General features: G+C 32.0%; 22 protein-coding genes. 17 read left to right on the top strand and 5 right to left on the bottom strand.

Going from position 1 to position 24984, the window contains the following annotated elements; genetic code table 11:
• Positions 1-8 precede the first annotated feature (8 nt).
• The 9 genes from ilvD to glgB all read left to right on the top strand — a co-directional run bounded on the left by ilvD (position 9) and on the right by glgB (position 12729).
• Complete coding sequence (gene ilvD / locus HYG85_RS19435) at positions 9-1667, top strand: dihydroxy-acid dehydratase (protein WP_212691061.1); 1659 nt, start codon at positions 9-11, stop codon at positions 1665-1667.
• Positions 1668-1713: 46 nt separating this feature from the next.
• Positions 1714-3375, top strand: a complete 1662-nt coding sequence (ilvB, locus tag HYG85_RS19440; RefSeq protein ID WP_212691062.1) for a biosynthetic-type acetolactate synthase large subunit — start codon at positions 1714-1716, stop codon at positions 3373-3375.
• A gap of 24 nt (positions 3376-3399) precedes the next feature.
• Positions 3400-3948, top strand: coding sequence for a GNAT family N-acetyltransferase (locus HYG85_RS19445; protein WP_212691063.1), 549 nt, complete (start codon positions 3400-3402; stop codon positions 3946-3948).
• A 441-nt stretch (positions 3949-4389) separates the two neighbouring features.
• On the top strand, positions 4390-5472 hold the full coding sequence (gene serC, locus HYG85_RS19450; RefSeq protein WP_212691064.1) for a 3-phosphoserine/phosphohydroxythreonine transaminase: 1083 nt from the start codon (positions 4390-4392) through the stop codon (positions 5470-5472).
• A 42-nt stretch (positions 5473-5514) separates the two neighbouring features.
• Positions 5515-6678, top strand: a complete 1164-nt coding sequence (locus HYG85_RS19455; protein ID WP_212691065.1) for a phosphoglycerate dehydrogenase — start codon at positions 5515-5517, stop codon at positions 6676-6678.
• Positions 6679-6729: 51 nt separating this feature from the next.
• Positions 6730-7974, top strand: coding sequence for a DUF1015 domain-containing protein (locus tag HYG85_RS19460; RefSeq protein WP_212691066.1), 1245 nt, complete (start codon positions 6730-6732; stop codon positions 7972-7974).
• 224 nt (positions 7975-8198) lie between these two features.
• Positions 8199-9233 (top strand): protease modulator HflK, encoded by a 1035-nt coding sequence (gene hflK, locus HYG85_RS19465; protein ID WP_212691067.1) that lies wholly within the window; start codon positions 8199-8201, stop codon positions 9231-9233.
• Between the two features lie 13 nt (positions 9234-9246).
• On the top strand, positions 9247-10176 hold the full coding sequence (locus HYG85_RS19470) for an SPFH domain-containing protein (RefSeq protein WP_212691068.1): 930 nt from the start codon (positions 9247-9249) through the stop codon (positions 10174-10176).
• A 363-nt stretch (positions 10177-10539) separates the two neighbouring features.
• Positions 10540-12729: a 1,4-alpha-glucan branching protein GlgB gene (gene glgB / locus HYG85_RS19475; protein ID WP_212691069.1), complete on the top strand. Its 2190-nt coding sequence runs from the start codon at positions 10540-10542 to the stop codon at positions 12727-12729.
• A gap of 54 nt (positions 12730-12783) precedes the next feature.
• Here the strand turns inward: glgB and HYG85_RS19480 are convergent, their stop codons facing one another.
• A complete protein-coding gene (locus HYG85_RS19480) occupies positions 12784-13059 on the bottom strand; it encodes a hypothetical protein (RefSeq protein ID WP_212691070.1) in 276 nt (91 codons plus the stop codon).
• A gap of 220 nt (positions 13060-13279) precedes the next feature.
• Here HYG85_RS19480 and HYG85_RS19485 point away from each other — a divergent pair, with 220 nt between their 5' ends.
• A complete protein-coding gene (locus HYG85_RS19485; protein ID WP_113671320.1) occupies positions 13280-13510 on the top strand; it encodes a DUF2164 domain-containing protein in 231 nt (76 codons plus the stop codon).
• A gap of 210 nt (positions 13511-13720) precedes the next feature.
• Positions 13721-14311 (top strand): GNAT family N-acetyltransferase, encoded by a 591-nt coding sequence (locus HYG85_RS19490; RefSeq protein WP_212691071.1) that lies wholly within the window; start codon positions 13721-13723, stop codon positions 14309-14311.
• 36 nt (positions 14312-14347) lie between these two features.
• On the opposite strand, the gene HYG85_RS19495 is transcribed toward HYG85_RS19490, so the two are convergent.
• Positions 14348-14707 (bottom strand): helix-turn-helix domain-containing protein, encoded by a 360-nt coding sequence (locus HYG85_RS19495; protein WP_212691072.1) that lies wholly within the window; start codon positions 14705-14707, stop codon positions 14348-14350.
• 368 nt (positions 14708-15075) lie between these two features.
• On the opposite strand from HYG85_RS19495, the gene HYG85_RS19500 reads away from it, so the two are divergent.
• From HYG85_RS19500 to HYG85_RS19510, 3 genes are all read left to right on the top strand, one after another.
• Positions 15076-15297, top strand: a complete 222-nt coding sequence (locus HYG85_RS19500) for a hypothetical protein (RefSeq protein WP_113671317.1) — start codon at positions 15076-15078, stop codon at positions 15295-15297.
• Positions 15298-15598: 301 nt separating this feature from the next.
• Positions 15599-16330, top strand: a complete 732-nt coding sequence (locus tag HYG85_RS19505; RefSeq protein ID WP_212691073.1) for a ZIP family metal transporter — start codon at positions 15599-15601, stop codon at positions 16328-16330.
• A gap of 33 nt (positions 16331-16363) precedes the next feature.
• Positions 16364-17134 (top strand): zinc dependent phospholipase C family protein, encoded by a 771-nt coding sequence (locus HYG85_RS19510; RefSeq protein ID WP_212691074.1) that lies wholly within the window; start codon positions 16364-16366, stop codon positions 17132-17134.
• Positions 17135-17231: 97 nt separating this feature from the next.
• On the opposite strand, the gene argH is transcribed toward HYG85_RS19510, so the two are convergent.
• The 3 genes from argH to cls all read right to left on the bottom strand — a co-directional run bounded on the left by argH (position 17232) and on the right by cls (position 21634).
• The gene (argH, locus tag HYG85_RS19515; RefSeq protein WP_334300191.1) at positions 17232-18626 is read right to left on the bottom strand and encodes an argininosuccinate lyase; all 1395 of its coding nucleotides are present in this window, start codon (positions 18624-18626) and stop codon (positions 17232-17234) included.
• 38 nt (positions 18627-18664) lie between these two features.
• Positions 18665-19900: an argininosuccinate synthase gene (locus HYG85_RS19520; RefSeq protein WP_212691076.1), complete on the bottom strand. Its 1236-nt coding sequence runs from the start codon at positions 19898-19900 to the stop codon at positions 18665-18667.
• A 270-nt stretch (positions 19901-20170) separates the two neighbouring features.
• On the bottom strand, positions 20171-21634 hold the full coding sequence (gene cls, locus HYG85_RS19525) for a cardiolipin synthase (protein ID WP_113671313.1): 1464 nt from the start codon (positions 21632-21634) through the stop codon (positions 20171-20173).
• 166 nt (positions 21635-21800) lie between these two features.
• Between cls and argC the strand changes: the two genes are divergently transcribed.
• From argC to argB, 3 genes are read left to right on the top strand one after another with little or no spacing between them, the layout of a single operon-like run.
• On the top strand, positions 21801-22844 hold the full coding sequence (argC, locus tag HYG85_RS19530) for an N-acetyl-gamma-glutamyl-phosphate reductase (RefSeq protein ID WP_212691077.1): 1044 nt from the start codon (positions 21801-21803) through the stop codon (positions 22842-22844).
• A 38-nt stretch (positions 22845-22882) separates the two neighbouring features.
• On the top strand, positions 22883-24103 hold the full coding sequence (argJ, locus tag HYG85_RS19535) for a bifunctional ornithine acetyltransferase/N-acetylglutamate synthase (protein WP_212691078.1): 1221 nt from the start codon (positions 22883-22885) through the stop codon (positions 24101-24103).
• A 17-nt stretch (positions 24104-24120) separates the two neighbouring features.
• Entirely contained in the window at positions 24121-24984 is an 864-nt protein-coding gene (gene argB, locus HYG85_RS19540; RefSeq protein ID WP_212691079.1) for an acetylglutamate kinase, read from the top strand.

A 24984-nucleotide genomic window follows, 5' to 3' on the forward strand; every position in this document is an offset into this window, starting at 1 on the left:
GATATTTTATGAGAAGTGATAGTGTAAAAACTGGTATAGAAAGAGCCCCTCATCGATCTTTATTTAAAGCAATGGGATACACGGATGAAGAGATAAGGAGACCCTTAATAGGTATAGTTAATTCACAAAATGATATAGTTCCAGGTCATGTGCACCTTGATACTATAGTTGATGCAGTTAAAACAGGAGTACTAATGTCAGGTGGTACACCAATAGTATTCCCAGCTATAGGAGTATGTGATGGTATTGCAATGGGACATGTAGGAATGCATTATTCATTGGTAACTAGAGAATTGATTGCTGACTCTATAGAAGCAATGGCTATGGCGCATGGTTTTGATGCTCTTGTTATGGTTCCTAACTGTGATAAAATCGTTCCAGGTATGTTGATGGCTGCTGCAAGACTTAACTTACCAACAGTTGTAGTAAGTGGTGGTCCTATGATATCAATAAATAAAAAAGGTAAAGACCTTGACCTTAATAGTGTTTTTGAAGCTGTAGGTGCGTTTAAGGCTGGTTCAATGAGTGAAGATGAAGTATATGAATGTGAGAATAACGCTTGTCCAAGTTGTGGTTCATGTTCAGGAATGTTCACAGCAAACAGTATGAATTGCTTAACAGAAGTATTAGGGTTAGGACTTCCTGGCAATGGTACAATCCCTGCTATATATTCTGAGAGAATAAGACTTGCAAAAATGGCAGGTATGGCAGTAATGAAGGTACTTGAAAAAGACATTAGACCAAGAGATATAATGAATGAAAAAACATTCCAAAATGCTTTGACAGTTGATATGGCTCTAGGATGTAGTACTAATAGTATGTTGCATCTACCTGCCATAGCTAATGAAGCTGAAGTAGAACTTAATCTTGATATAGCTAATGAAATAAGCAGTAAAACACCTAACCTATGTAAATTAAGTCCAGCAGGACCTTATCATATACAAGATTTATATAAAGCTGGTGGTGTTCAGGCTGTTATGAAAGAGTTATCCAAAAAGGATTTATTGAATACAGATCTAATGACAGTTACTGGTAAAACAGTAGGTGAAAACATAGAAAAAGCAGTTAATAGAGACGAAAATGTAATCAGACCAATAGATGATCCGCACAGTAAAACTGGAGGAATCGCAGTGTTAAAAGGTAATATTGCTCCAGATGGTTGTGTAGTCAAGAAATCAGCTGTAGCTAAACAGATGTTACAACATACTGGACCTGCTAGAGTATATGATTCAGAAGATGAAGCTATAAAAGCTATCTATGATGGAATGATCAAAAAAGGTGATGTAGTAGTAATACGTTATGAAGGACCAAAAGGTGGTCCAGGTATGAGAGAAATGCTTTCACCAACCTCAGCTCTTGCTGGTATGGGACTTGATAAAGAAGTAGCCCTTATTACAGATGGTAGATTCAGTGGAGCTACAAGAGGAGCGGCAATTGGACATGTATCTCCTGAGGCGGCTGACGGTGGAAATATAGGACTTGTAAAAGAGAATGATACTATTGAGATTGATATAGAAAAAGGTTCGATAAATCTTAAGGTGACTGAGGAAGAATTAGAAGCAAGAAGAAAAGTTTTTGTTCCTAAGGAACCTAAGATTAAAAAAGGTTACTTAGCAAGATATGCTAAATTAGTAAAATCTGCAAGTACAGGAGCGATTTTAGAATAGAAATAAAAAATAGATTTACATGAAGATGTAAGAAGGAGATGATAGAGTGAAATTAACAGGAGCACAGATTGTAATTGAATGTTTGAAAGAGCAAAGTGTTGATACAGTATTTGGATATCCAGGTGGTGCTGTTCTGAACATATATGATGAAATATATAAAAACATGGATAGTATTAAGCATATTCTTACATCTCATGAACAAGGAGCATCTCACGCAGCTGATGGTTATGCTAGGTCAACTGGAAAAGTCGGCGTTGTTATAGCCACTTCTGGTCCAGGTGCAACTAACTTGGTTACAGGTATAGCTACTGCTTATATGGACTCTGTACCAATGGTAGCTATTACAGGTAATGTACCTGTATCACTACTTGGTAGAGATAGTTTTCAGGAAGTTGATATAACTGGTGTGACTATGCCTATTACTAAACACAATTATATTGTAAAGGATGTCAATGATCTGGCTGACATTATTAGAGAAGCTTTCTATACAGCTAAAGAGGGACGACCTGGTCCAGTTCTTATTGACATACCAAAGGATGTAACAGCTAACCAAGCAGAATATGAGCCTGTGGTACCAAAAAAAGTCAGCAGATGCTCTAAGAATATTACAACAGAATCTATTGAAGAAGCTATAGAATTAATTAAGAATTCTAAAAAGCCTTATATCTATGCAGGCGGAGGAGTAATAATCTCAGAAGCTGCTAAAGAATTAAAGGATTTTGCTGAGAAAGTTCAAGCACCAGTTACATGTAGTTTGATGGGTATTGGTGGATTCCCAACAAATGATGACCTATATACAGGTATGATAGGAATGCATGGTTCAAAAGCTAGTAACTTGGGTGTAACTGCATGTGATTTGCTTATTGTAGTTGGAGCCAGATTCAGTGATAGGGTTATTGGAAAACCAGATAAATTCGCTAATAAAGCAAGAGTACTTCAAATAGATGTTGACCCTGCAGAGGTTAATAAGAATATATTGACTTATCATTCTGTGATAGGCGACATCAAAAAAGTACTACAACAGTTGAATGATAGGTTAGAGGAACAAAATCATACAGAGTGGTTAAGCGAAATAAAATACTTAAAAGAAAAATATCCTCTAAAATATCCTACAGATTGCGTTAGTGCTCAATACGCTATTGAAAAATTAGATGAGATTACAGAAGGTGAAGCCATAATTACTACTGAAGTAGGTCAACATCAAATGTGGGCTGGACAGTATTACAAATTCAAAGAGCCTAGAAAATTCTTGACATCAGGTGGTCTTGGAACTATGGGTTATGGATTTGGGGCATGTCTTGGTGCTAAGGTAGGTAATCCAGATAAAATAGTTGTCAATATAGCTGGTGATGGAAGTTTTAGAATGAACTTTAATGAATTATTAACAGCTGTAAGACATAACATCAAGATCATAGTACTAGTTATTAATAATGGAGTTCTAGGTATGGTTAGACAATGGCAAACGCTATTCTATGACGAAAGATATTCCTTCACAACTCTTAATCAAGATCTTGACTATGTAAAATTAGCTGAGTCAATGGGAGCTGTCGGTTTTAATATAACTAGTAAAGACCAAGTGGAAGATGTTTTCAAAAAAGCTATCGAAGAAACTAAGCCAGTAATCATAAATTGTGTTATTGACAAAGATGATAAAGTATTCCCAATGGTAGCTCCAGGAAAACCAATTGAAGATGTAATTGTTGAATAATAATTCAAATAGGGAGCATTTTTTATGAAAGTATATGATGAGAATATTTTAAAAGATGGTCAAAAACTTGTTATACGTAATGCACAAGAAAATGACGGACAAGGTTTAATTGATTTATTACAGACAGTTGATAGTGAAACAAGATTCTTGGCACGTGAGCCTGGTGAATTTAATTTTACATTAGAACAAGAAAGAGAATTTATTAAAAGTACTATGAATGCTGATAATAACCAATTGTTAGTTGGTGAAATAGACGATATAATCGTAGCCAATTGCTCAGTTGGAATAGTTTCAAATAATAAAAGATATCTTCATAGAGCAGCTATGGGTATATCTGTTAGAAAGAAATATTGGAACAAGGGTATTGGGAAAATACTAATGAATGAATGTATTAAGTGGTGTAAAGAAAAAGGTGTTGAACAATTGGAACTAGAAGTTGTTACACAAAATACCAGAGCTATTTCAATGTACGAAAATCTAGGTTTTGAGAAATACGGAACTAAGAAAAATGCATTGAAATATAATGATGGAACTTATGCCGATGAATACTATATGATTTTATTTATAGAATAGTATTTTGAAGGACAAAAATGATTAAACTTTTCTAATATGGACAGTATGTTGCTGTTTGGCTTAGAAAAGTTTTTCGTTTTTGTTATAAGCTGATAAATATTTAACAAATAGAGAAAAATGTGGTATATTTATAAGGTGTAAAAAGTAAATATACATTTTTGTATCACATAAGGAACTAACTTTTGTTCTTGACTAGTTAGGGTTTTTATAATATATTATATTTAGTGCATTAACATATTAAACTATATAAGATGTTAGGCTCAAGCAAGTTTATCATTTTTTTAACAAACAATAATATAATTATTAATCATAATTACTTAATTATACATTAAATAGTTTGAATATTTTGTTTGAAGACAGACAATGGTGTTTGTCTTGCAAAGACAAAGTGTAAATAGTTAAATATGTTACATATAAAATTTCGATTTGGAGTGATAAAGAATGAACAGAGTTTATAATTTTTCAGCAGGACCATCTATGTTACCTATAGAAGTACTAGAAAAAGCTTCTAAAGAAATGACTAACTACAATAATACTGGTATGTCTGTTATGGAGATGAGCCATAGATCAGCAGCTTACCAAGATATTATTGATACAGCAGAAAAGACACTTAGAGAAATAATGAATATTCCTGATAATTATAAGGTATTATTCTTACAAGGTGGAGCTTCCACTCAATTTGCTATGATTCCTCTTAACTTATTAACTGGTTCCAAAAAAGCAGATTATGTTAATACAGGAGCATGGTCAAAAAAAGCTATAGCAGAAGCTAAGAAATATGGTGAAGTTAACGTAGTTGCTTCATCAGAAGACAAAACTTTTACATATATCCCAGAATTAGATAAAGAAACTTTTACAAAAGATGCAGATTATTTCCACATAACATCAAATAATACTATCTACGGAACTAAGTTCAATGAATTACCAGATGTAGGGGACGTGCCTATCGTAGCTGATATGTCATCCAATATATTATCTGAAGAAGTGGATGTTAACAAATATGGCGTAATCTATGCTGGTGCACAAAAAAACATGGGACCAGCTGGTGTAACAGTTGTTATCATTAGAGAAGATTTAATAGGTGACCCTCAGGATATAACACCTACAATGCTTAAGTATAAAACACATTCTGATAAGGGTTCAATGTTCAATACACCTCCTACTTATAGTATTTATGTAGCTGGTATGGTTTTTGAATGGATAAAAGAATTAGGTGGAATTGGTGCTATTCAAAAAAGAAACGAAGAAAAAGCAAAATTGATCTATGATTATCTTGATTCTAGCAAATTGTTCAAAGGAACAGTAGCCCAAAAAGACCGTTCGTTAATGAATATTCCTTTTGTATTGCCTACTGATGAACTTAATGCTGAATTTATCAAAGAAGCTGCAGACAGAGGTATGGTTAACCTTAAGGGACATAGAACTGTTGGTGGTATGAGAGCTAGTATCTACAATGCAATGCCTTTAGAAGGTGTTAAGAAATTAGTTGATTTCATGAAAGAGTTTGAAGAAAACAATAAGTAGACATGTTTTTATAGAAATAATACATAGGAAGGACGGATAATAATGTATAAGATTAAGACACTTAATAATATTGCTGAGGAAGGTCTTAACTTATTTAATGATAAGTTTAAAATAGTTGATGATGCTGACGCAAATGGTATATTACTAAGAAGTTATAAGATGCATGATATGGAATTGCCTAATAGTCTAGAAGCTATAGGTCGTGCAGGTGCAGGGGTTAACAATATTCCTATTGATAGATGTTCAGAAAAAGGGATTGTGGTCTTTAACACACCTGGTGCCAATGCCAATGCAGTTAAAGAATTAGTTATGGCTGGTCTTTTATTAGCTTCAAGAGATATTGTAGGAGCAATAGACTGGGCTAAGACTCTAAAAGGTAAAGGTGAAGAAGTACCTAAACTTGTAGAAGCCGGTAAATCCAATTTCGTAGGACCTGAAGTTAGAGGAAAAACTTTAGGAGTTATAGGATTAGGTGCTATAGGAGTTTTAGTTGCTAATGCCGCTAAAAGACTTGGAATGGAAGTATTAGGATATGACCCATTCATATCAGTTGAATCTGCATGGGAATTAAATCATAATATCCAAAAATCTGATAGCCTTGATGAATTGTTCATGAAATCAGATTACATAACTATACATGTTCCATTAATGGATGCTACAAAAGGCATGATTAATGAAGAAAAGATAAATCTTATGAAAGATGGAGTTAGATTATTGAATTTCTCCAGAGCTGGTTTATGTAATGATACTGATCTGGAAAAAGCTCTGGAATCTGGTAAGGTTGCAAGATATATAACTGATTTCCCATATGATAAGGTTCTTAATATGAAGAATGTAGTATGTATTCCTCATCTAGGAGCATCAACACCAGAATCAGAAGTAAATTGTGCTGTTATGGCAGTAAGTGAAGTAAAAGATTATATTGAAAATGGTAATATAACTAATTCAGTAAACTATCCAGAATGTAATATGGGTGCATGTAATGCTGCTGGCAGAATAGCAGTTAATCATAAAAACATCCCATATATGGTTAGTAATATAACAACTGCTCTTGCTTCTAAGAATATCAATATTATTGATATGATCAATAAGAGCAAAAAAGATTGGGCTTATACTTTGATTGATGTAGAAAGCAAGATTACTGATGAAATAGTTGATGGATTGAAGGAAATTGAAGGTATAGTTAAAGTTAGAGTATTAAAATAATTAAGATGAGTAGGAACTAGTCTTAATCGTTCCTAATTAGGAGTGAAATCAATGGCGATAATTAGACCCTTTTGTGGTGTAAGACCTTCTGCTGAGTATGCTGAAAATATAGCTGCTTTGCCTTATGATGTTTATAATAGAGAAGAAGCAGTAGAAGAGGTTAAGGGAAAACCCTATTCCTTTTTGAGGATTGATAGAGCTGAAGTTGAGATGGATATGGGTATTGATACATACGATAAGAAGGTTTATCAACATGCAAGAGACAAATTTGATGAATTTGTTGAAAAAGGTTATTTTATTCAAGACGATAAACCTTGTTTATATCTATATGAACTTGAAATGAACGGAAGAAAACAACTAGGAATCGTTACTTGTACTTCAGTAGACGATTATTTGAATAATAATATCAAAAAACATGAATTGACTAGAGAAGCTAAGGAACAAGACAGAATTAATCATGTTGATTATCTAGATGCTAATACAGGACCTATTTTCTTAACTTATAGAGCTGAACAAGAGATTAATACTTTGATGGATAAGTATGTCAATGATAATACACCTATATATGATTTTACAGCTGATGATGAAATTAGTCATAGAGTATGGGTAGTAGAAGATGATAAGCTTATAGAGCAGTTAGTCTTGCATTTTAAGAACATTGATAGTCTCTATATAGCTGATGGTCACCATAGAGCTGCATCAGCTGTTAAAGTAGCTATGAAGAGACGAAAAGCTAATCCGGATTATAATGGAACAGAAGAATTCAATTTCTTTTTATCAGTTGTTTTTCCTGATAACCAGTTACATATCATGGATTATAATAGAGTAGTCAAAGACCTGAATAATTATAAGGTAAGTGAACTGATAAATGAAATAGAGAAGAATTTTGTTGTAGAGGAGATTGGCAGTGAGCCTTACAAACCTACTGATAAGTTGGAATTTGGTATGTTTGTAGAAGGTAAGTGGTACAAACTTACGGCAAAAGACCAATTAAAATCAATTGATGATCCTGTTAGTAGCCTTGATGTTTCAATACTATATGATTATCTGTTACAGCCTATTCTTGATATAGGTGATCCTAGAATTGATAAGAGAATAGACTTTGTTGGAGGTATCAGAGGATTAAAAGAGCTGGAACGCAGAGCACAGTCTGATATGAAGATTGCATTTTCAATGTATCCAACAAAGATTGAAGAACTAATGAACATAGCGGATGCCAGTAAATTGATGCCACCAAAATCAACATGGTTTGAACCTAAACTGCGTAGTGGTTTATTTATTCATAAATTAAGTTGATTTAAAGTTTTTTATTATTATAATAGCCAGTATACAAAATGTATGCTGGTTTATTTTTACTATTCCATAGTATTTTTCATTAATCCAGAATTTTCTATACCTTTAAGATGCCGTATTTTAATAATTATTTATGGTTTATTTATAAATTTAACAATTTGTTCATAAATATATAGGGAATAGTATGTTATAATAATATACAATTTCTATGAAGGAGGGAGTAACATATGAGTGATAACTTTAATAGTAATAAAGAAGATGTTATCGATGTAAAGTTTAACAAATTAAAAAAGAATGCAAAAAGATCAGTTACATTAGTTGTAATCGTTTTAATATTGGTTTTTGTTGGCTTTAACAGTGTTTATATGTTAGATAATAGAGAATCAGCAGTAGTTCTTAGGTTTGGACAAGTGCAACAGGTAGTCAGTAAAGCAGGTCTACATGTGAAAGTTCCTATTGCTGATACAGTAAGAAAAGTTCCAACAGGTAAGGTATTCAAGATGGAATATGGTTTCAAAACAGCTCAATCAGGAACTAAAAATACTAACCCTGAATATATTACAGCCAATGATGAAGCTAGGGTAATCGTTGATGGATCCAATAATAACGCATCATTGATTATGCTTAATCTTATTATCCAATATAAGATTGATGACCCAAGAAATTACCTTTTCAAGGTAGATGATGTAGAAGGTACACTTCGTTTAGCTCTTGAAGATGTAGTCAGGAATAGTTATCAAACATTTTCATTAGATGATGCTAGAACAAATAAAGAGATTATTGACGATGTAATTTTACCAGAATTACAGCAAAAAGTAAGAAATTACGAAGCTGGAATTGAGATAATGACAGTAGAAACTCAAAACGTTGAGTTATTACCAGCTGTTGAAGAAGCTTATAGACAAAAGGAAAATGCCAATCAGTATATGAAAGGTAAATTAGAAGAGGCTGAAAAATATAACAATACAATTATTCCGCAAGCTCAAGCAGAAGCACAGCAATTAGAAGAGGAAGCTTTTGGTTACAAGGCTGAAGTTACTGCTAATGCTAAGGCAGGAGTGGCACAATACGAAGCTCTATATGAAGAATATAAAGTCAATCCACTAATTGTAAAAGAAAAATATTATATCGAGTCTATGAGAGAATTCATAACTAATAATAATATAATTTTAGATAACACTAATGACTCGGATATATATAAATTCTACAATATGGAAGACGACAACTTTATTAAACAACAAGTAAGTTCTAAGGATAATTAGGGGGTGCCATGATATGAAGAAAAGACACATTGCCATTATAATATTGTTAGTTGTAGGTGTAATCTTATTATCATCAAGTACTTACATTATTAATGAAGATCAAGTTGCAGTAATTAAGCAGTTTGGACTAATTAAAACTACAATCATCAATACAAAAGATTATGATCTAGTAAAACAGAATCTCATAGATAATAATAAAGAAGATGTTAAAATCATAAGAGAGAAAGGGTTGCATTTTAAGATTCCTTTCATACAGAATGTTGAAAAATATGACTCTAAATATTTAACTTATAAATCACGTACAGAAAAAATCAATACCAAGGATAGTAGATTCTTAGACATTCAGATGTATGCACAATATAGAATCATTGACCCTGTAAAATTCAATGAATCTGTTATTAGTGAAAGTGGCGCTAATTACGTTATGGACCAGAGACTTTACCCTGTTGTAATTCAATCTGGTAACAGATTAGTATTCAACGAATTTTTCCAGAGTGAAATCTTAGAATCTCACATAACAGAAAAATTAGATGAGTTGAATAAAAAATTAATGGAAGATTTTGGACTATATGTAACAGATGTAGGTGTTAATAGAAGAACTTTCCCAACAGATAATATTGCCAGTATCGAAAGTAAGATGTCCAAGCAAATTGAAAAGGAAAGTGAAAAATTAATAGCTGAAGGTGATTCTGCTTACCAAAAAGCCAAAGCTACTACAGACCGTCAAAGAAAAGAATTAATAGCTTCAGCAATTGAAAAAGCAGCAGTAACTAAAGCAGAGGCTGATGCAGAAGCAATTAAGATTTATCAAGAATCTCTAAATAAAGACTTAGAGTTCTATAAATTCATTCAGAGAATGGATATCTACAAGAACTTGAAAGATACAACCATATTCTTAGACAAGAACAATGACCTTTTAGAGTATGTAAATGGTTATCAATAAGATTTGATATGAAAAGCTGACAGTAGAATTTTACTGTTGGTTTTTTTTATCGCCTTTTGTAGCTGTCATCTAAGATAATATAGAATCATTATCACATTCTTTGTCAATACTATAAAAAGTAGTTCGTTATATATATTAAACTTAAATATTTATACTATATTCCAATAAGTTCAATATATTTTCCTTGATATTATAAATTGAATAGAACTAATTAATTTCTAGCACTATAGCAATTGCCTAATTCAATTTATATAGAATGAAATCTTAATTACAAGCATATAATGGATTTTGATTAGTATAATTATTAATGGGGTTGTACTAATAGATAAATGATAAATTGTAGAAAGCGATAGGGTGGTATATATGAAAGACTATATTAATCAAGATGAATTAAACGTATTAATAAATTCTAATCACAGAGATCCACATCATATTCTAGGAATTCATGAATATAAAAACAAATATTATGTCAATGCATTTTTACCATATACAAAAGAAGTGTATTTAAAAGACAAGAATAGTTCTAAGAAAGTAAAAATGGAAAAAGTACATGAAGCAGGGTTTTATACTATACTCATCAATAAGATAATTGACTACAAATTCTATGTAATAAATGAAGAAGGCTATAAGTGGGAGATAGAAGACCCCTATAGATTTCAGAGTCAAATTAGTGATGTAGACCTTTATCTTTTTGGTAAGGGAACTCATTACGAAATATACAATAAGTTGGGAGCTCATGTTCTAGAAATAGATGGAGTATTAGGTGTTATGTTTGCTGTATGGGCGCCTAATGCTATGAGAGTCAGTGTTATAGGTGACTTCAATCATTGGGATGGAAGAATACATCAAATGAGGGAGCTGGGTAATTCAGGGATATATGAATTATTTATCCCCTCATTAGTATCTGGTGAAAAATATAAGTATGAGATAAAAACTAAGCAAGGGAGTCTATTAGAAAAAAGTGATCCATATGGTAATTACTCAGAATTGCGTCCAAGCACAGCCTCTATAGTGGCTAATGTAAATTCCTATGAATGGAAGGATTCCAAATGGTTGGAAAGTAGAATGAACAAGAATCCTATTGATGAACCGGTATCCATATATGAAGTACATCTAGGTTCATGGAGACGAGGAGACGATAACGAATTTTTAAGTTATAGAGAGTTAGCTGATCAATTAATTAAATATGTGAAAGATATGGGATATACACATATAGAATTGTTACCTATAGCTGAACATCCGTATGATGCTTCTTGGGGATATCAAGTCATAGGATATTATGCAGTTACCAGTAGGTTTGGAACACCTGAAGAGTTTATGTATCTAGTTGATTGCTGTCATAATAACAATATCGGTGTAATACTTGACTGGGTACCTGCTCATTTTCCAAAAGATGAGCATGGCCTTATTAGATTTGACGGTACAGCATTATATGAACATGATGACCCAAAAAGAGGAGAACATCCACATTGGGGTACAATGATATTTAATTATGGAAGAAGTGAAGTAAGTAACTTCTTGATTGCTAATGCAGTTTATTGGTTTGATAAATTCCATATTGATGGACTTAGAGTAGATGCAGTAGCCTCAATGTTATATCTTGATTATGGGAAAGATTATGGAGAATGGATTCCTAATAGAGATGGTGGAAGAGAGAATCATGAAGCTGTAGAATTCTTCAAACATCTTAATTCAATAGTATATGAAAAATATCCAGGTATCATGATGATTGCTGAAGAGTCAACATCATGGACTGGTGTTTCCAGACCTACTAATCTAGGTGGATTAGGTTTTGGCATGAAATGGAATATGGGTTGGATGAATGATTTTCTTAGATATATGCAGAAAGAACCTGTTCACAGAAAATATCATCATAATGATTTGACATTCAGTATGGTATACGCATACACTGAGAATTTTATTCTAGTTCTATCACATGATGAAGTAGTACATGGAAAAGGTTCAATGATAGGTAAGATGCCTGGTGATTACTGGCAGAAATTTGCTAATCTTAGAGTTGCTTATGGATTCATGTATGGGCATCCAGGGAAAAAACTGCAATTCATGGGTAATGAATTCGCTCAATTCGAAGAGTGGACAGAAAGCAAAAGTCTTGATTGGCACCTACTATTATATGACAGCCATAGACAGATACAGGATTATGTTAGAGATATGAATAAATTGTATCATAAAGAAATAGCTTTTTGGTATGATGATTTTTCACAAAATGGATTTGAATGGATTAATTGCGGGGATTACGAGGAAAGTATTATCACTTTCATAAGAAAAGGAATAGAGCTGAAAGATACACTGGTTTTTACTTGTAATTTTACTCCTATACCACGAACTATGCATAGGATTGGTGTACCATATAAAGGAGAGTACAGAGAGATTTTAAGCAGTGATGCTGAGAAGTATGGTGGTAGTGGTATAATGAATAAAAAAGTAATTAGATCAATGGATTTGGAGTGGGATGGAAGAAATCAGGCAATTGATATAAAGGTTCCTCCATTAGGTATGTCAATATTGAAGTATGAGGGTGTTAAAAAATAGTTGATTGAAATATAAGGGTATAGTCTTATGGCTATACCTTATTATATTATAGGATTATAGTATATCTTCATCCACATTTGTTAAATCGCATCCGCAATGTGGACAATATGTATAAGAACTTCTTATGTCAAGAGATTCTTGACATACTGGACAACGGTGTTTTAACCATGCATATGCAGCAATACTCCACATAATAATAACAATTATTACCCCTAAGGCTATTATGATATTGATATTTGTTTCTATAGAAATACCCAATACTATAATGCTGGACATGATTAATACCGCTGAAGTAATCCTATATTTTAATAATTGCTTTGTAAAATCCATAGTTTCATCTCCAACAAATTTTATAAGTAATTCATTTGTATTACTATGATTAATATAGCATAAGTTGTTTTGTAAGTAAATGATATTTTGAATTTTTGGACTTATCTTTCAATAGATATAATTAAGGTATTGGTGATAATACATAATTCTACTTCACAATGTTACTACTTAAAGGTATAATAAATAAAATAGATTACTTAAGATAAGGGAGAGATGACATATGAATAATAGTAAGATTGAATTGTCAAAAGAGAAGCAGGAAATAATAAAAGGACTTATTAAAGAGTATTTTTACGAGGAAAGAGATGAAGAATTAGGAGATTTAGCAGCAATGCTTTTTATGGACTTTATCATAGAAAAGATTGGTCCTGAAATATATAATGAAGCAATAAATGATTGTGTGAAAGTAATGGGGGATAAGGTAGAAGAATTGTATGGGTTGGAAAAGTAGTTTGACACTCTAGTTTTCCAGGTAGGAATATTGTGAAAAAAGCTACATCTAATGTTATATTCAAACTTGAATTCTAAAAAGAGGAGGAAACAAATCTGCTTCCTTCTTTCTGTTCAGTAGTATACCTATATATTTTCTAATTTAGTTATTGTAGAGATAAAAATAAAACTCAGGACTTTCATTACATTGAGCGAAAGGAATGAAAACCATATGTACAAATTTTTTTTAGAGATTCCCTCAATAAATAGAAAAGAACAAGCACTGGATTATTTAAATGAGCATATTAAATTTAATTCAAATATTAACGGTACAGGTGGAATGGATAAATGCTTGAAAGAAATCACTTACGAAGAATGGTTAATTGAAAGAGAAAAAAAGAGAGATAAAGAATATGCGTACAGTATAAATAAAGTCCCAGGAGAAGTATTCTTTCTAATAAGGAAAAACGATAATAAATTAGTTGGAATGATAAGTATTAGGCATAATCTAACCCCTGTAATGTTGAAGTTTGGTGGACATATTGGCTATGGTATCAGACCAACTGAGAGACGTAATGGATATAATAAAATAAATCTATACTTAGGATTGCTTGAAGCAGAAAAAATAGGATTAGATAAAGTTATGATTGATTGTTCAGTAACTAATTTAGGATCAGATCGTACAATCAAATCTTTGGGTGGCGTGTTGGAAAGAACAGAAATAGACCCAAGTGATAATACGTTGACTAATGTTTACTGGATAGATGTAAGTAAATCATTACAAGATTATAAAACTACGTATATGAAGTATATTATTACTTGACCTAGATACCTATTATTCAATATGCTCTTAGGCGACCTACTTACATACTGATTTATCCACTAATCCATCTATATATCCTCTAACTTTACCTTTTTGATAATCGTCTAAATCACGATAATCGTTTAATAGATCTAACTCATCTGTAGTTAATTCATCATTATTTAGTGGAGATGTATTCTTAATTACGAATATATCGCCTTGACCATGTATTAACCATTTTTGAGAAAGATTATATACATTTTCCATATTGATAAGAGCCTTAGCTGATGGCTTATATCTGCCTTTTATCCAGTCAGTAACATTTCCAGGAGAATAATCTATGGAATTAGCAAATTCTTTTTTAGTTATTTTCAATTTCTTTATTGCTGTTTCTAAACGTATTCCAATGGTATCCATAAAAACCTCCTAAGTATATTCGTATCAGTATTGACAAATACTGAAATAAGTATTATAATTAGAATAACCACAAAGCTAGTCAATCATTCAAAAAAAATAGATATAATAAAATAATAGTTTGTAGGAAAACTAAGTTTATTATATCTTGTTCGGTATGTGAATTCAAGTATAGTTTGTGGGTTAAGGAAATATACATAGATAATTGCACATATATACAGGATGCTATGAGGGCATAGAGGGTATTCTGTATATATTTGCATGTTTTAAAATAATAGATGATATAATAAAAAATATCAAAAAGCATATTAAACAATACTTTTTTAGTGTATAATAAAGATATCAAATATTATGCGTAAGGTGGTTATCCTATGAACAAGAAGCTACGTATATTATCTAACATTATATTTTATATTGCTGTAGGAACATCTATATTTGCATTAGGGAAAACTTATTATGAAAGAAGTAAACTTCCAGAAGGTGTTTGTCCAGTTAGTAACAATAACTGGTTATTGACTATTGGTATTAGTATGATAATACTATACTTGTTAATAAGCCTAATAGAGTGGTTTGTTTACAAAAAGAATAAATAAAAAAAGAGTTCATATTACCTAGATTGGCAATATGAACCTTTTTTGCTTATGAACTTATGATGTATTGTTGCATATACTCCAATCATCGTAACTAATAACAGTAAACCTTTTTTCACTATATTTCCTCCTTATTTACATCATAATGACATTTTATACTATGTACATTAATTACAAGTAAAAGAAAAATTAAAGATTAATTAAATATACATTAGAGAATACTCACAAAGAAACTTTTACCTTAATTAATTAACTCATACTTATATGACTTCTATCATATATACATTAAAAGAGGTGATTATATATGGGTAATAGTTTGTCTTTTTTGGTTAGCTCTTTAACTGGATTAATTGGTCTTTCATTAGGGGTAATCATGACATATAGAATATCTGATAGAGGTAAAAGGTTTGAAGGTGTCATGCTTGCTTTTACAGCAGGACTAATGTTGGCTATCGTTTCATTTGAATTATTACCAAAAGCATTTGAGATAGGTGGCTTGAAAATTGGGCTGATAGGTATTGGAATAGGTATAATATTTGTTATAGTACTGGAAGATTATCTTGATAAGAGTAAAAAAATCCAAAAAGATACAGATAATAGATATATCAAAAGTGCCATCCTGCTATCTATTGCATTTATGATACATAATATACCAGAAGGTATTGCTATTGGTTCAATGATAGGTATTTCTGATAGTGAAGGATTAAGGTTCGCTTTTGCGATATTAGTACATAATATACCAGAAGGTATGATTATAGCCATGCCACTTATAAAAAGTAAAGTCAGAATGGTTTATATACTATTAATCGTAAGCTTTATAAGCCTGTCCATGGGTATTGGAGCAATTATAGGATTAACACTTAGTCAGGTATCTCCTGAATGTATTTCCATATCCTTAGGTATTGCAGGTGGTATCATGCTCTATGTAACAACAGGAGAAATAATAGTAAAATCAATGAATCAATGGAAAGGCAGATCAATAACTATTTCAATTATATTGGGAATGCTATTAGGAGTTCTATTATCACATAATTAATTTTACTAAATTAAATAAATAGGTATCTTGATATTGGGTATAATAATTTTAGAAGACACAAGTGATGACAAAGAAGGAATGACAATGGGAAAAAGATTTGAAAAATATTATGGGAAATCTTTTAGAAGATTTTTGAAAATAATTAATCCGATCAAAAAATTATTTATATCTACAGATTGTGAAGTTCATAAATTCAATAATTTACATGGATTACAATTGTTGAAAAGATATAACTACGAAGATGAATATGATCTGTTTCATGATTATCTAGATGATATTAATGAAGGGTCTGTCTGGGCAGATCAAGATTTCAGAAGTATTGCACACTTTTATAACCCTAACATAGAAAGAGGATTATTCGGACATAGTCATTCGCTGGCGGTGACAAAAGATTATTATGATAAGGCTCTAAAACTATGGCAAGAAGGAAATAGGAGCAAGTCCATGTTTTATCTAGGTGCTTGTGTTCATATAATTCAAGACCTTACTATAAGTCAGCATGTTCAAATTAGATTGCTTAATAAACATAGACAATATGAAAACTATGTAAAATATACTCATGACTTGGTAAAAGAGTATATTGCTACTAAACCACCTATAATGTTGGATTCACCAGAAAATTATATTAGGTATAATGCTAAGAGAGCTATTAGGATAGAGAAAAAGGTAAAAGATATTCCTAGTACCAAATTAAGATATTATAACAAGACATTATATACATTACCATTAGCACAAAGAACTACAGCAGGTTGTTATCTATTGTTCTTGAAAGATTTGAAAAAGGTAGGGGCTATTCATCCATAATATATTATGGTTTGAAAAGCCCCTTTCAAAAGGAGAAAAATTATATATTATTAGCTATACAGAAAGAAACTCTTAAAAGTAAACTTTCATAATAGTACTAATCAATTGTTTCCAAAACAGCAGCTAAATATTCTTGGTTCATATTAATAACTTTACACATCATTTCTTTTGATGGACCACCGATTACATTTCTTTTATTGACACAAGTCTCTAAAGATATTGCTTCATATATGTCATCTTCAAAGATAGGGGAAACACTTTTGTATTCATCTAAAGTCATATCTTCAAGGTTTTTATTGTTGTTTACACAATATAGAACTAATTTACCGATTACTGCATGGGCATCTCTGAATGGGAGATTCTTTTTAACCAGATAATCCGCTGCATCTGTAGCGTTAGTAAATCCTCCACCAGCACCGTCGTACATCTTTTCTTTGTTGATTTTCATTGTTTTAAGCATATCGGTAAAGATAGGAAGACACATCTTTACAGTATCAATAGCATCGAAAGTTGCTTCTTTATCTTCCTGCATATCTTTATTATATGCAAGAGGTAAGGATTTTATGGTAGTAAGTAGACCTATTAGTGAACCATAGACTCTACCTGTTTTACCTCTAACTAGTTCAGCGATATCAGGATTTTTCTTTTGAGGCATAATACTGCTGCCAGTACTATAGGCATCATCTAATTCAATGAATTGAAATTCATTAGAACACCATAAAATAATTTCCTCAGAAAATCTGCTTAAATGCATCATCAACATGGATAGGGAGTTGATCAGTTCTATACAATAATCCCTATCTGAAACAGCATCGATACTATTAAGGCATACATTATCAAAATCAAGTAACTCAGCTACGTATTCTCTATCAAGTGGATATGTAGTGGTAGCTAATGCTCCTGCTCCTAATGGAAGAGAGTTGGTTCTTTTGTAAGTATCATCAAGTCTTCCTATATCACGTTTTAACATCTCAAAATATGCCATTACATGATGAGCAAAAGTTATTGGTTGGGCCTTTTGAAGATGAGTATATCCTGGCATAATAGTTTCAGTATTATTTTTAGCTATATCCAATAAAACTTGTAAAAGGTTAATAACCAATTTTTTTATGTCTATGATCTCTTCTTTCAGGTACATACGCATATCAAGGGTAACTTGGTCATTCCTGCTTCTTCCTGTATGGAGTTTTTTACCAACGATACCAATTTTCTCTATCAGAAGTTTTTCAATATTCATGTGGATATCTTCTGCTTCTATGTCAAAAGCGACTTTGTTGTTTTCTATATCAAGTAGAAGTTCTTGAAGTCCTTTTTTAATCACATCAGCATCTTCTTGTGGAATGATATCTTGTTTGCCTAGCATTGTTACATGGGCAATACTGCCATTTATATCTTGTTTGTATAATCTTTTATCAAAACGGATAGATGAGTTAAAATCATCAACCATCACATTAGTAGCTTTTTCAAAACGTCCGCCCCAAAGTTTCATTATACATCCCTCCTTAAAAATTATTAGGATTTATACAAATATTATTTATTGGAATTAATATTATTAAACATCATAGCTCTAACTTTTAGTGGAAGTCCGAATAGGTTGATGAATCCTTCAGCATCTTTGTGGTTATATAATTCACCAGTTGTAAAACTAGCAATACTCTCATTATATAATGAGTAAGGAGAACTAGAACCAGCTGAAATAATATTTCCTTTGTATAATTTTAACTTGACTTTACCTGTTACAGTTTCTTGAGTAGAATCAACAAAAGCTGATAATGCTTCACGAAGTGGTGTAAACCATTCTCCGCTATATACTAATTCTGCAAATTTGATTGATAGAGTATCTTTGTAAGCTAAAGTTTGTTTATCCAAGCATAGATATTCAAGTTCTTTATGAGCATAGTATAAGATAGCTCCACCTGGAGTCTCATAAACTCCTCTTGATTTCATACCAACAATACGGTTTTCAACTATATCAATTAAACCTATACCATTTTTTCCACCGATTTCATTAAGTTTAGTAAGGATGTTGGTACAGTTCATTTCTTCTCCGTTCAACTTAACAGGAGTCCCTTTGTCAAATTCTATTTCAATATATGTAGGTTCATCAGGAGCCTTTTCAGGTGTTACTGTCATCTGAAGAAGGTTATCATAGTCAGGTTCATTCTCAGGTAATTCAAGATCAAGTCCTTCATGGCTAAGATGCCATAAGTTACGGTCTCTACTATAACTATCTTCCTTTTTCATTGGTGCTTCAATTCCATGTTCAGCACAATAGTCAAGAGCATCTTCACGAGACTGGATATCCCATATTCTCCAAGGTGCAATAATTTTAAGATGAGGTGCAAGAGCTTTGATAGTTAACTCAAAACGAACTTGGTCATTACCTTTACCAGTAGCACCGTGGCATATTGCTTCAGCACCTTCTTTTAATGCAATCTCAACTAATTTCTGAGAAATGATTGGTCTTGCCATAGATGTACCTAATAAGTATTTGCCTTCATATACAGCACCAGATTTTACAGTTGGTATTACGTAATCATCAACAAAATCTTCAACAACGTTTTCTATGTATAACTTACTAGCTCCAGAGGATAAAGCTCTTTCTTCTAATCCATCTAATTCTTTTCCTTGCCCTACGTCAACACAAACAGCTATTACCTCATAATTATAATTTTGTATTAACCAATGTATAATAACCGTAGTATCTAGTCCACCAGAATATGCTAATACGACTTTTTTCTTAGTTTCATTATTATTGTTATTCATATATATTGCCTCCTATACTTATGTAATTAATAACTTTTTATAATTATACATTAAAACTAATAAATATTCAATAGGTTGGAGTAAAAATATTCATCAAAAATGAATATTATACATATAAGTATAAAAATATATAATTTAGATACAGAATTTAGCTATTTTATACAATTAAATGTATAGAGATATAATTAAGGAAGAAAAAATATTGTGAAAATAAAAAAAGCGTACAGTTGTACACTTTTTGGTAATACAATATGAATAATTCATAAGCATCTATAGTATTGGTGAAAAGAGCCTAGATATAGTTTCCTTCATTTTTATACGTTGAGATCTATTCATATAATCATCTTTTGTTATTTCATTACATAGGTGTAAATCTTTCTCGAACTCTCTTTCAAGGGTTCTGGTAGTTTGTCTGTCATATATAAAAGCATTAGCTTCAAAGTTCAATTTGAAACTTCTGATATCAAAGTTACAGGTTCCCACAGAAGATAATTTTCCGTCTACGGATATCATCTTAGAGTGTAAGAAACCATTTTCATAGGTGAAAGCACGTATACCGTATTTTAGTAAATCACCAATATAAGAATAGGTTGCCCAGTAGACAAACATATGGTCTGGCTTGTTAGGAATCATTATACGTACATCCACACCAGATACAGAAGCTATTTTTAGAGCTTCCATGATACTTTCATCAGGTATAAAATAAGGTGTTTGAATAATGATTGTCTTTTTAGCTGAGGATATCATTTTGATATAACCATGTTTTATCTGTTCATTAATGGAATCAGGTCCGCTTGTAACTATCTGCATACCTATCTTACCGAATGATGGACTAGGAGTTTCCTTAAAATATTCTAATGATGATTCTAGAGATTTTTTGGAGGCATTTCTCCAATCTAATAAAAATCTCATCTGCAAACCAACAACAGCATCACCCTTAATCCTTAAATGGGTATCACGCCAATAACCAAATCTCTTATTTCGTCCTAGATATTCATCGCCAACATTAAACCCACCGATAAAACCTACTTCACCATCTATGACAGCAATCTTACGATGGTTACGATAGTTGGCTTTTGAATTGATAAGTTTGAATCTTGAGGGGAAGAATAGTGCAACTTCAACTCCTGCTTCTTTTAATTCTTTATAGGTCTGCTTTTTTATATGTCTACAACCGATATGGTCACCTAATAATCTAACTTTTACACCTTCACGAGCTTTTTGCTTAAGAAGGTCATATAACTCATAGCTTATGGAATCATTTTTCATAATATAATAAGCTATGTGAATATGGTTTTTCGCATTTTTTATATCATTAAATAATATATGGAATTTCTGTTTTCCATCAGTGACAATCTGCACATCATTATTCTGGGAATAAAAGGATTCACTTAATTTATTATGAAAAAGAATCATATCAGAATAATTGGCCATTGACTTGTCATTGAACTTGAAAGAATGGTTTTCAAATTCTTTTCTCTGCTTATTAAGTATTGACTTATATAACTTACTCTCTTCAGATGTATATTTGAATATTTTTCTCTTGGATATATTTTGAGAGAAGATCAAGTAAAAAATAAATCCAATACCCGGAAGCATAATCATAAATAACAGCCAGGCGAGTGTTGTTGTAGGTGATTTTCTTTCTAAGGTTATAATTATTGCTGTAAATATTAAATTAAATAAGAAGAAAAGGACATAATTATAACTTAATGTAATCACAAAATTTTCCATTAGAATTCCCCCTTACATCTTTATATTATACCATATTTTACAATTAAATATAGCTGGAATCAAGCTTTTTCTATAATATACAATAATTAACTAAATATTATTAAAACCTATTGCATAAATATTAATATTAATGTATAATTATTAAAAAAGTTCGAGAGGTGATTATATGATAAAGGCAGGTATTATCGGAGCTACAGGTTATGCAGGGCAAGAATTAATGAGATTATTAATGCAACACCCAGAGTGTGAAGTTGAGGTAATTTCATCTAGAACATATAAAAACACTAATTATGACCAAGTTTATGGTAATTTCATGGGTATAGCATCTGATAAATTAGTTGATGAAGAGATTGATGAGATATCAAAAAAAGTTGATGTATTATTCATTGCATTACCACATGGGATAGCATCTAATAAAATATCATCAAAAATCCTAGAAAACACTAAAATAATTGACTTGGGTGCGGATTACAGGTTGAATGATCTATCAGTATATGAAAAATGGTACGGAGTATCTCATGGCAGTCCAGAACTAATAGAGGAAGCTGTTTATGGATTATGTGAATTAAAAAGACAAGACGTGAAAAAATCTAATCTAATAGCTAATCCAGGGTGTTATACAACTTGCAGTATACTATCATTGATGCCGTTGGTTAAGAATAATCTCATAGATAAGGGTTCAATTATAGTTGATGCCAAATCTGGTGTTACTGGAGCAGGAAGAGCACTTAATCTAGGTACTCATTACACTGAATGCAATGAATCAATCAAAGCATACAAAATTGCATCTCACAGACATACACCAGAAATTGAACAGGAACTTAGTGGTGTAACAGATAGCAGCATCTCGATTTCTTTTACTCCACATCTAATACCTATGAATAGAGGTATTCTTATAACAGCATATGCTAGTCTTAATAAGAAATATACATATGAAGATATAAAAGAGGTATATGAAGAGTGTTACAAAGATGAACAGTTCATCCGACTTTTACCAGAAGGAGTATTTCCAGAAACTAAATGGGTAAAAGGTTCCAATTATTGCGATATAAATTTCCAGATAGATGAAAGAACCAATAGAATAATCGTACTAGGTGCAATCGATAATCTAATAAAAGGTGCAGCAGGTCAAGCTGTTCAAAATATGAATATAATTTTTGGGCTAAAAGAAAGTACAGGACTTGAAGTGATTCCTGCTTTCCCCATTTAAAATAGAAATAGACAACATTTACGAAAGGTGATGACGACATGGATATAATAAAAGGCGGTGTAACAGCGGCTAAAGGATTTTTGGCAGGTGGAGTACACTGTGGTGCCAAGAGAAAAAATAAGGATTTAGCTATTGTTCATACGAAAACTCCAGCTAATATGGCGGCAACATTTACGACGAATATAGTAAAAGCAGCACCAGTGCTTTGGAATAAAAAGATATTTGATGATGGCAGTACAGTTAAAGCAATTGTTGTTAATAGTGGAAATGCTAATGCTTGTACAGGAAAAATAGGCATGACTCATGCTAATGAAATGGCTGCAAAGACAGGAGAAGTCCTAGGGATAGATGAAGAGGAAGTGTTGGTGGCTTCTACAGGTGTCATAGGAGTGAAACTTCCAATAGATATAATCTGTAATGGTATAGTTGATCTATCAGATAAACTTGGAGATACTGAACAATCAGCAGATGACGCCGCAAACGCAATCAGGACTACTGATACATACAGTAAACAAATAGCAGTAACTGTCATGATAGATGGTAAAAAAGTAACTATTGGCGGTATGGCAAAAGGTTCAGGAATGATTCACCCTAATATGGCTACAATGCTTTCATTCATAACAACAGATATCAACATATCAAAAACATTGCTTAGAAAAGCATTATCAGACAGTATAAAAGACTCTTACAACATGATATCAGTTGATGGTGATACAAGTACTAACGATATGGTTATCCTATTAGCCAATGGTGAAGCTGGCAACGAAGAGATAATCGAAGTTGATCAAGATTATAAAATCTTCAAAGAAGCTCTTGATTATATCAATATCTATCTAGCTAAACTAATTGTTGCAGATGGAGAGGGTGTAACCAAATTCATTGAGGTATCAGTAAAAGGAGCTAAAAATAAAGAGGATGCAAGATTATTAAGTAAATCAGTTATAACCTCCAATTTGGTAAAAACAGCATTCTTTGGCGAAGATGCCAACTGGGGAAGAATACTATGTGCTATGGGATACTCTAGTGCAGAATTTGACCCAAACAAAGTAAGTTTGCATTACGTTAGTGATAAAGGAAAAATAACTCTTGTAGAAAATGGATTACCTATAGATTTTGATGAAGATTATGCATCATCAATTATCAGTGAAAGAGATATTATCGTGGAAATAGAGCTTGATGAAGGTAATGGTGAAGCTAAGGCTTGGGGATGCGACCTTAGTTATGAATACGTGAAAATCAACGGAGAATATAGAACTTGATAAGAGAGGAAAATAAGATGAAAAAATATATTCAAAGAGCTAAGGTATTGGTCGAAGCTTTACCTTATATAAAAAAATTCAATGGTGATATAGTAGTAATCAAATATGGTGGCAGTGCTATGGTGGATGAATCCATTAAAATGTCAGTTATTCAAGATATCGTGCTAATGAAACTGGTAGGACTTAAACCCGTTATAGTCCATGGTGGTGGTAAGGAAATAAGTGGCATGTTAAGCAAAATAGGTAAGGAAAGCAAGTTCATCAATGGGCTCAGGGTAACAGATGAAGAGACGGTTCAAGTTGCAGAGATGGTATTATCAGGAAAAGTTAATAAGGATATAGTACAGCTTATTGAGAATCATGATATTGGTGCAGTTGGAATAAGCGGTAAAGATGGTAAAACACTGAAAGTAGCAAAAAAGGAAGTTGAAGATTATGATGTTGGGTATGTAGGGGAAATTACAAAAGTCAATACAGGACTTATTGAAACTCTCCTTGAAAATGAATACATACCAGTAATTGCACCTATCGGGACAGATGATAATGGTGATACCTATAATATAAATGCTGATTATGCAGCAAGTTCAATAGCTGGAGCGTTAAAAGCTGAAAAGCTGATATTTCTAACAGATGTGGAAGGTATTCTTAGAGATGTGAATGATAGTAATTCACTAATATCTCAAATAGATGTCAAAGAAGTTCCAGAATATATAGAACAAGGTGTTATCAGCGGTGGGATGATTCCAAAGGCTGAATGTTGTGCATCAGGAATTTATAAAGGTGTTAAAAGTGTACATATACTTGATGGAAGAGTAGAACATAGCTTATTGTTAGAAATTTTTACAAAGAGCGGTGTAGGAACTATGTTTTTCTCTAATTAG

Origin of the sequence: Vallitalea guaymasensis (assembly GCF_018141425.1) — a bacterium.
GTDB lineage: Bacteria > Bacillota > Clostridia > Lachnospirales > Vallitaleaceae > Vallitalea > Vallitalea guaymasensis.

What these genes read in the sequence shown, in the direction of transcription:
- ilvD (WP_212691061.1), top strand. Translation starts at nt 9, where the DNA reads ATGAGAAGTGATAGTGTAAAAACTGGTATAGAAAGAGCCCCTCATCGA.
- HYG85_RS19445 (WP_212691063.1), top strand. Translation starts at nt 3,400, where the DNA reads ATGAAAGTATATGATGAGAATATTTTAAAAGATGGTCAAAAACTTGTT.
- serC (WP_212691064.1), top strand. Translation starts at nt 4,390, where the DNA reads ATGAACAGAGTTTATAATTTTTCAGCAGGACCATCTATGTTACCTATA.
- HYG85_RS19455 (WP_212691065.1), top strand. Translation starts at nt 5,515, where the DNA reads ATGTATAAGATTAAGACACTTAATAATATTGCTGAGGAAGGTCTTAAC.
- HYG85_RS19460 (WP_212691066.1), top strand. Translation starts at nt 6,730, where the DNA reads ATGGCGATAATTAGACCCTTTTGTGGTGTAAGACCTTCTGCTGAGTAT.
- hflK (WP_212691067.1), top strand. Translation starts at nt 8,199, where the DNA reads ATGAGTGATAACTTTAATAGTAATAAAGAAGATGTTATCGATGTAAAG.
- HYG85_RS19470 (WP_212691068.1), top strand. Translation starts at nt 9,247, where the DNA reads ATGAAGAAAAGACACATTGCCATTATAATATTGTTAGTTGTAGGTGTA.
- glgB (WP_212691069.1), top strand. Translation starts at nt 10,540, where the DNA reads ATGAAAGACTATATTAATCAAGATGAATTAAACGTATTAATAAATTCT.
- HYG85_RS19480 (WP_212691070.1), bottom strand. Translation starts at nt 13,059, where the DNA reads ATGGATTTTACAAAGCAATTATTAAAATATAGGATTACTTCAGCGGTA.
- HYG85_RS19485 (WP_113671320.1), top strand. Translation starts at nt 13,280, where the DNA reads ATGAATAATAGTAAGATTGAATTGTCAAAAGAGAAGCAGGAAATAATA.
- HYG85_RS19490 (WP_212691071.1), top strand. Translation starts at nt 13,721, where the DNA reads ATGTACAAATTTTTTTTAGAGATTCCCTCAATAAATAGAAAAGAACAA.
- HYG85_RS19495 (WP_212691072.1), bottom strand. Translation starts at nt 14,707, where the DNA reads ATGGATACCATTGGAATACGTTTAGAAACAGCAATAAAGAAATTGAAA.
- HYG85_RS19500 (WP_113671317.1), top strand. Translation starts at nt 15,076, where the DNA reads ATGAACAAGAAGCTACGTATATTATCTAACATTATATTTTATATTGCT.
- HYG85_RS19505 (WP_212691073.1), top strand. Translation starts at nt 15,599, where the DNA reads ATGGGTAATAGTTTGTCTTTTTTGGTTAGCTCTTTAACTGGATTAATT.
- HYG85_RS19520 (WP_212691076.1), bottom strand. Translation starts at nt 19,900, where the DNA reads ATGAATAACAATAATAATGAAACTAAGAAAAAAGTCGTATTAGCATAT.
- cls (WP_113671313.1), bottom strand. Translation starts at nt 21,634, where the DNA reads ATGGAAAATTTTGTGATTACATTAAGTTATAATTATGTCCTTTTCTTC.
- argC (WP_212691077.1), top strand. Translation starts at nt 21,801, where the DNA reads ATGATAAAGGCAGGTATTATCGGAGCTACAGGTTATGCAGGGCAAGAA.
- argJ (WP_212691078.1), top strand. Translation starts at nt 22,883, where the DNA reads ATGGATATAATAAAAGGCGGTGTAACAGCGGCTAAAGGATTTTTGGCA.
- argB (WP_212691079.1), top strand. Translation starts at nt 24,121, where the DNA reads ATGAAAAAATATATTCAAAGAGCTAAGGTATTGGTCGAAGCTTTACCT.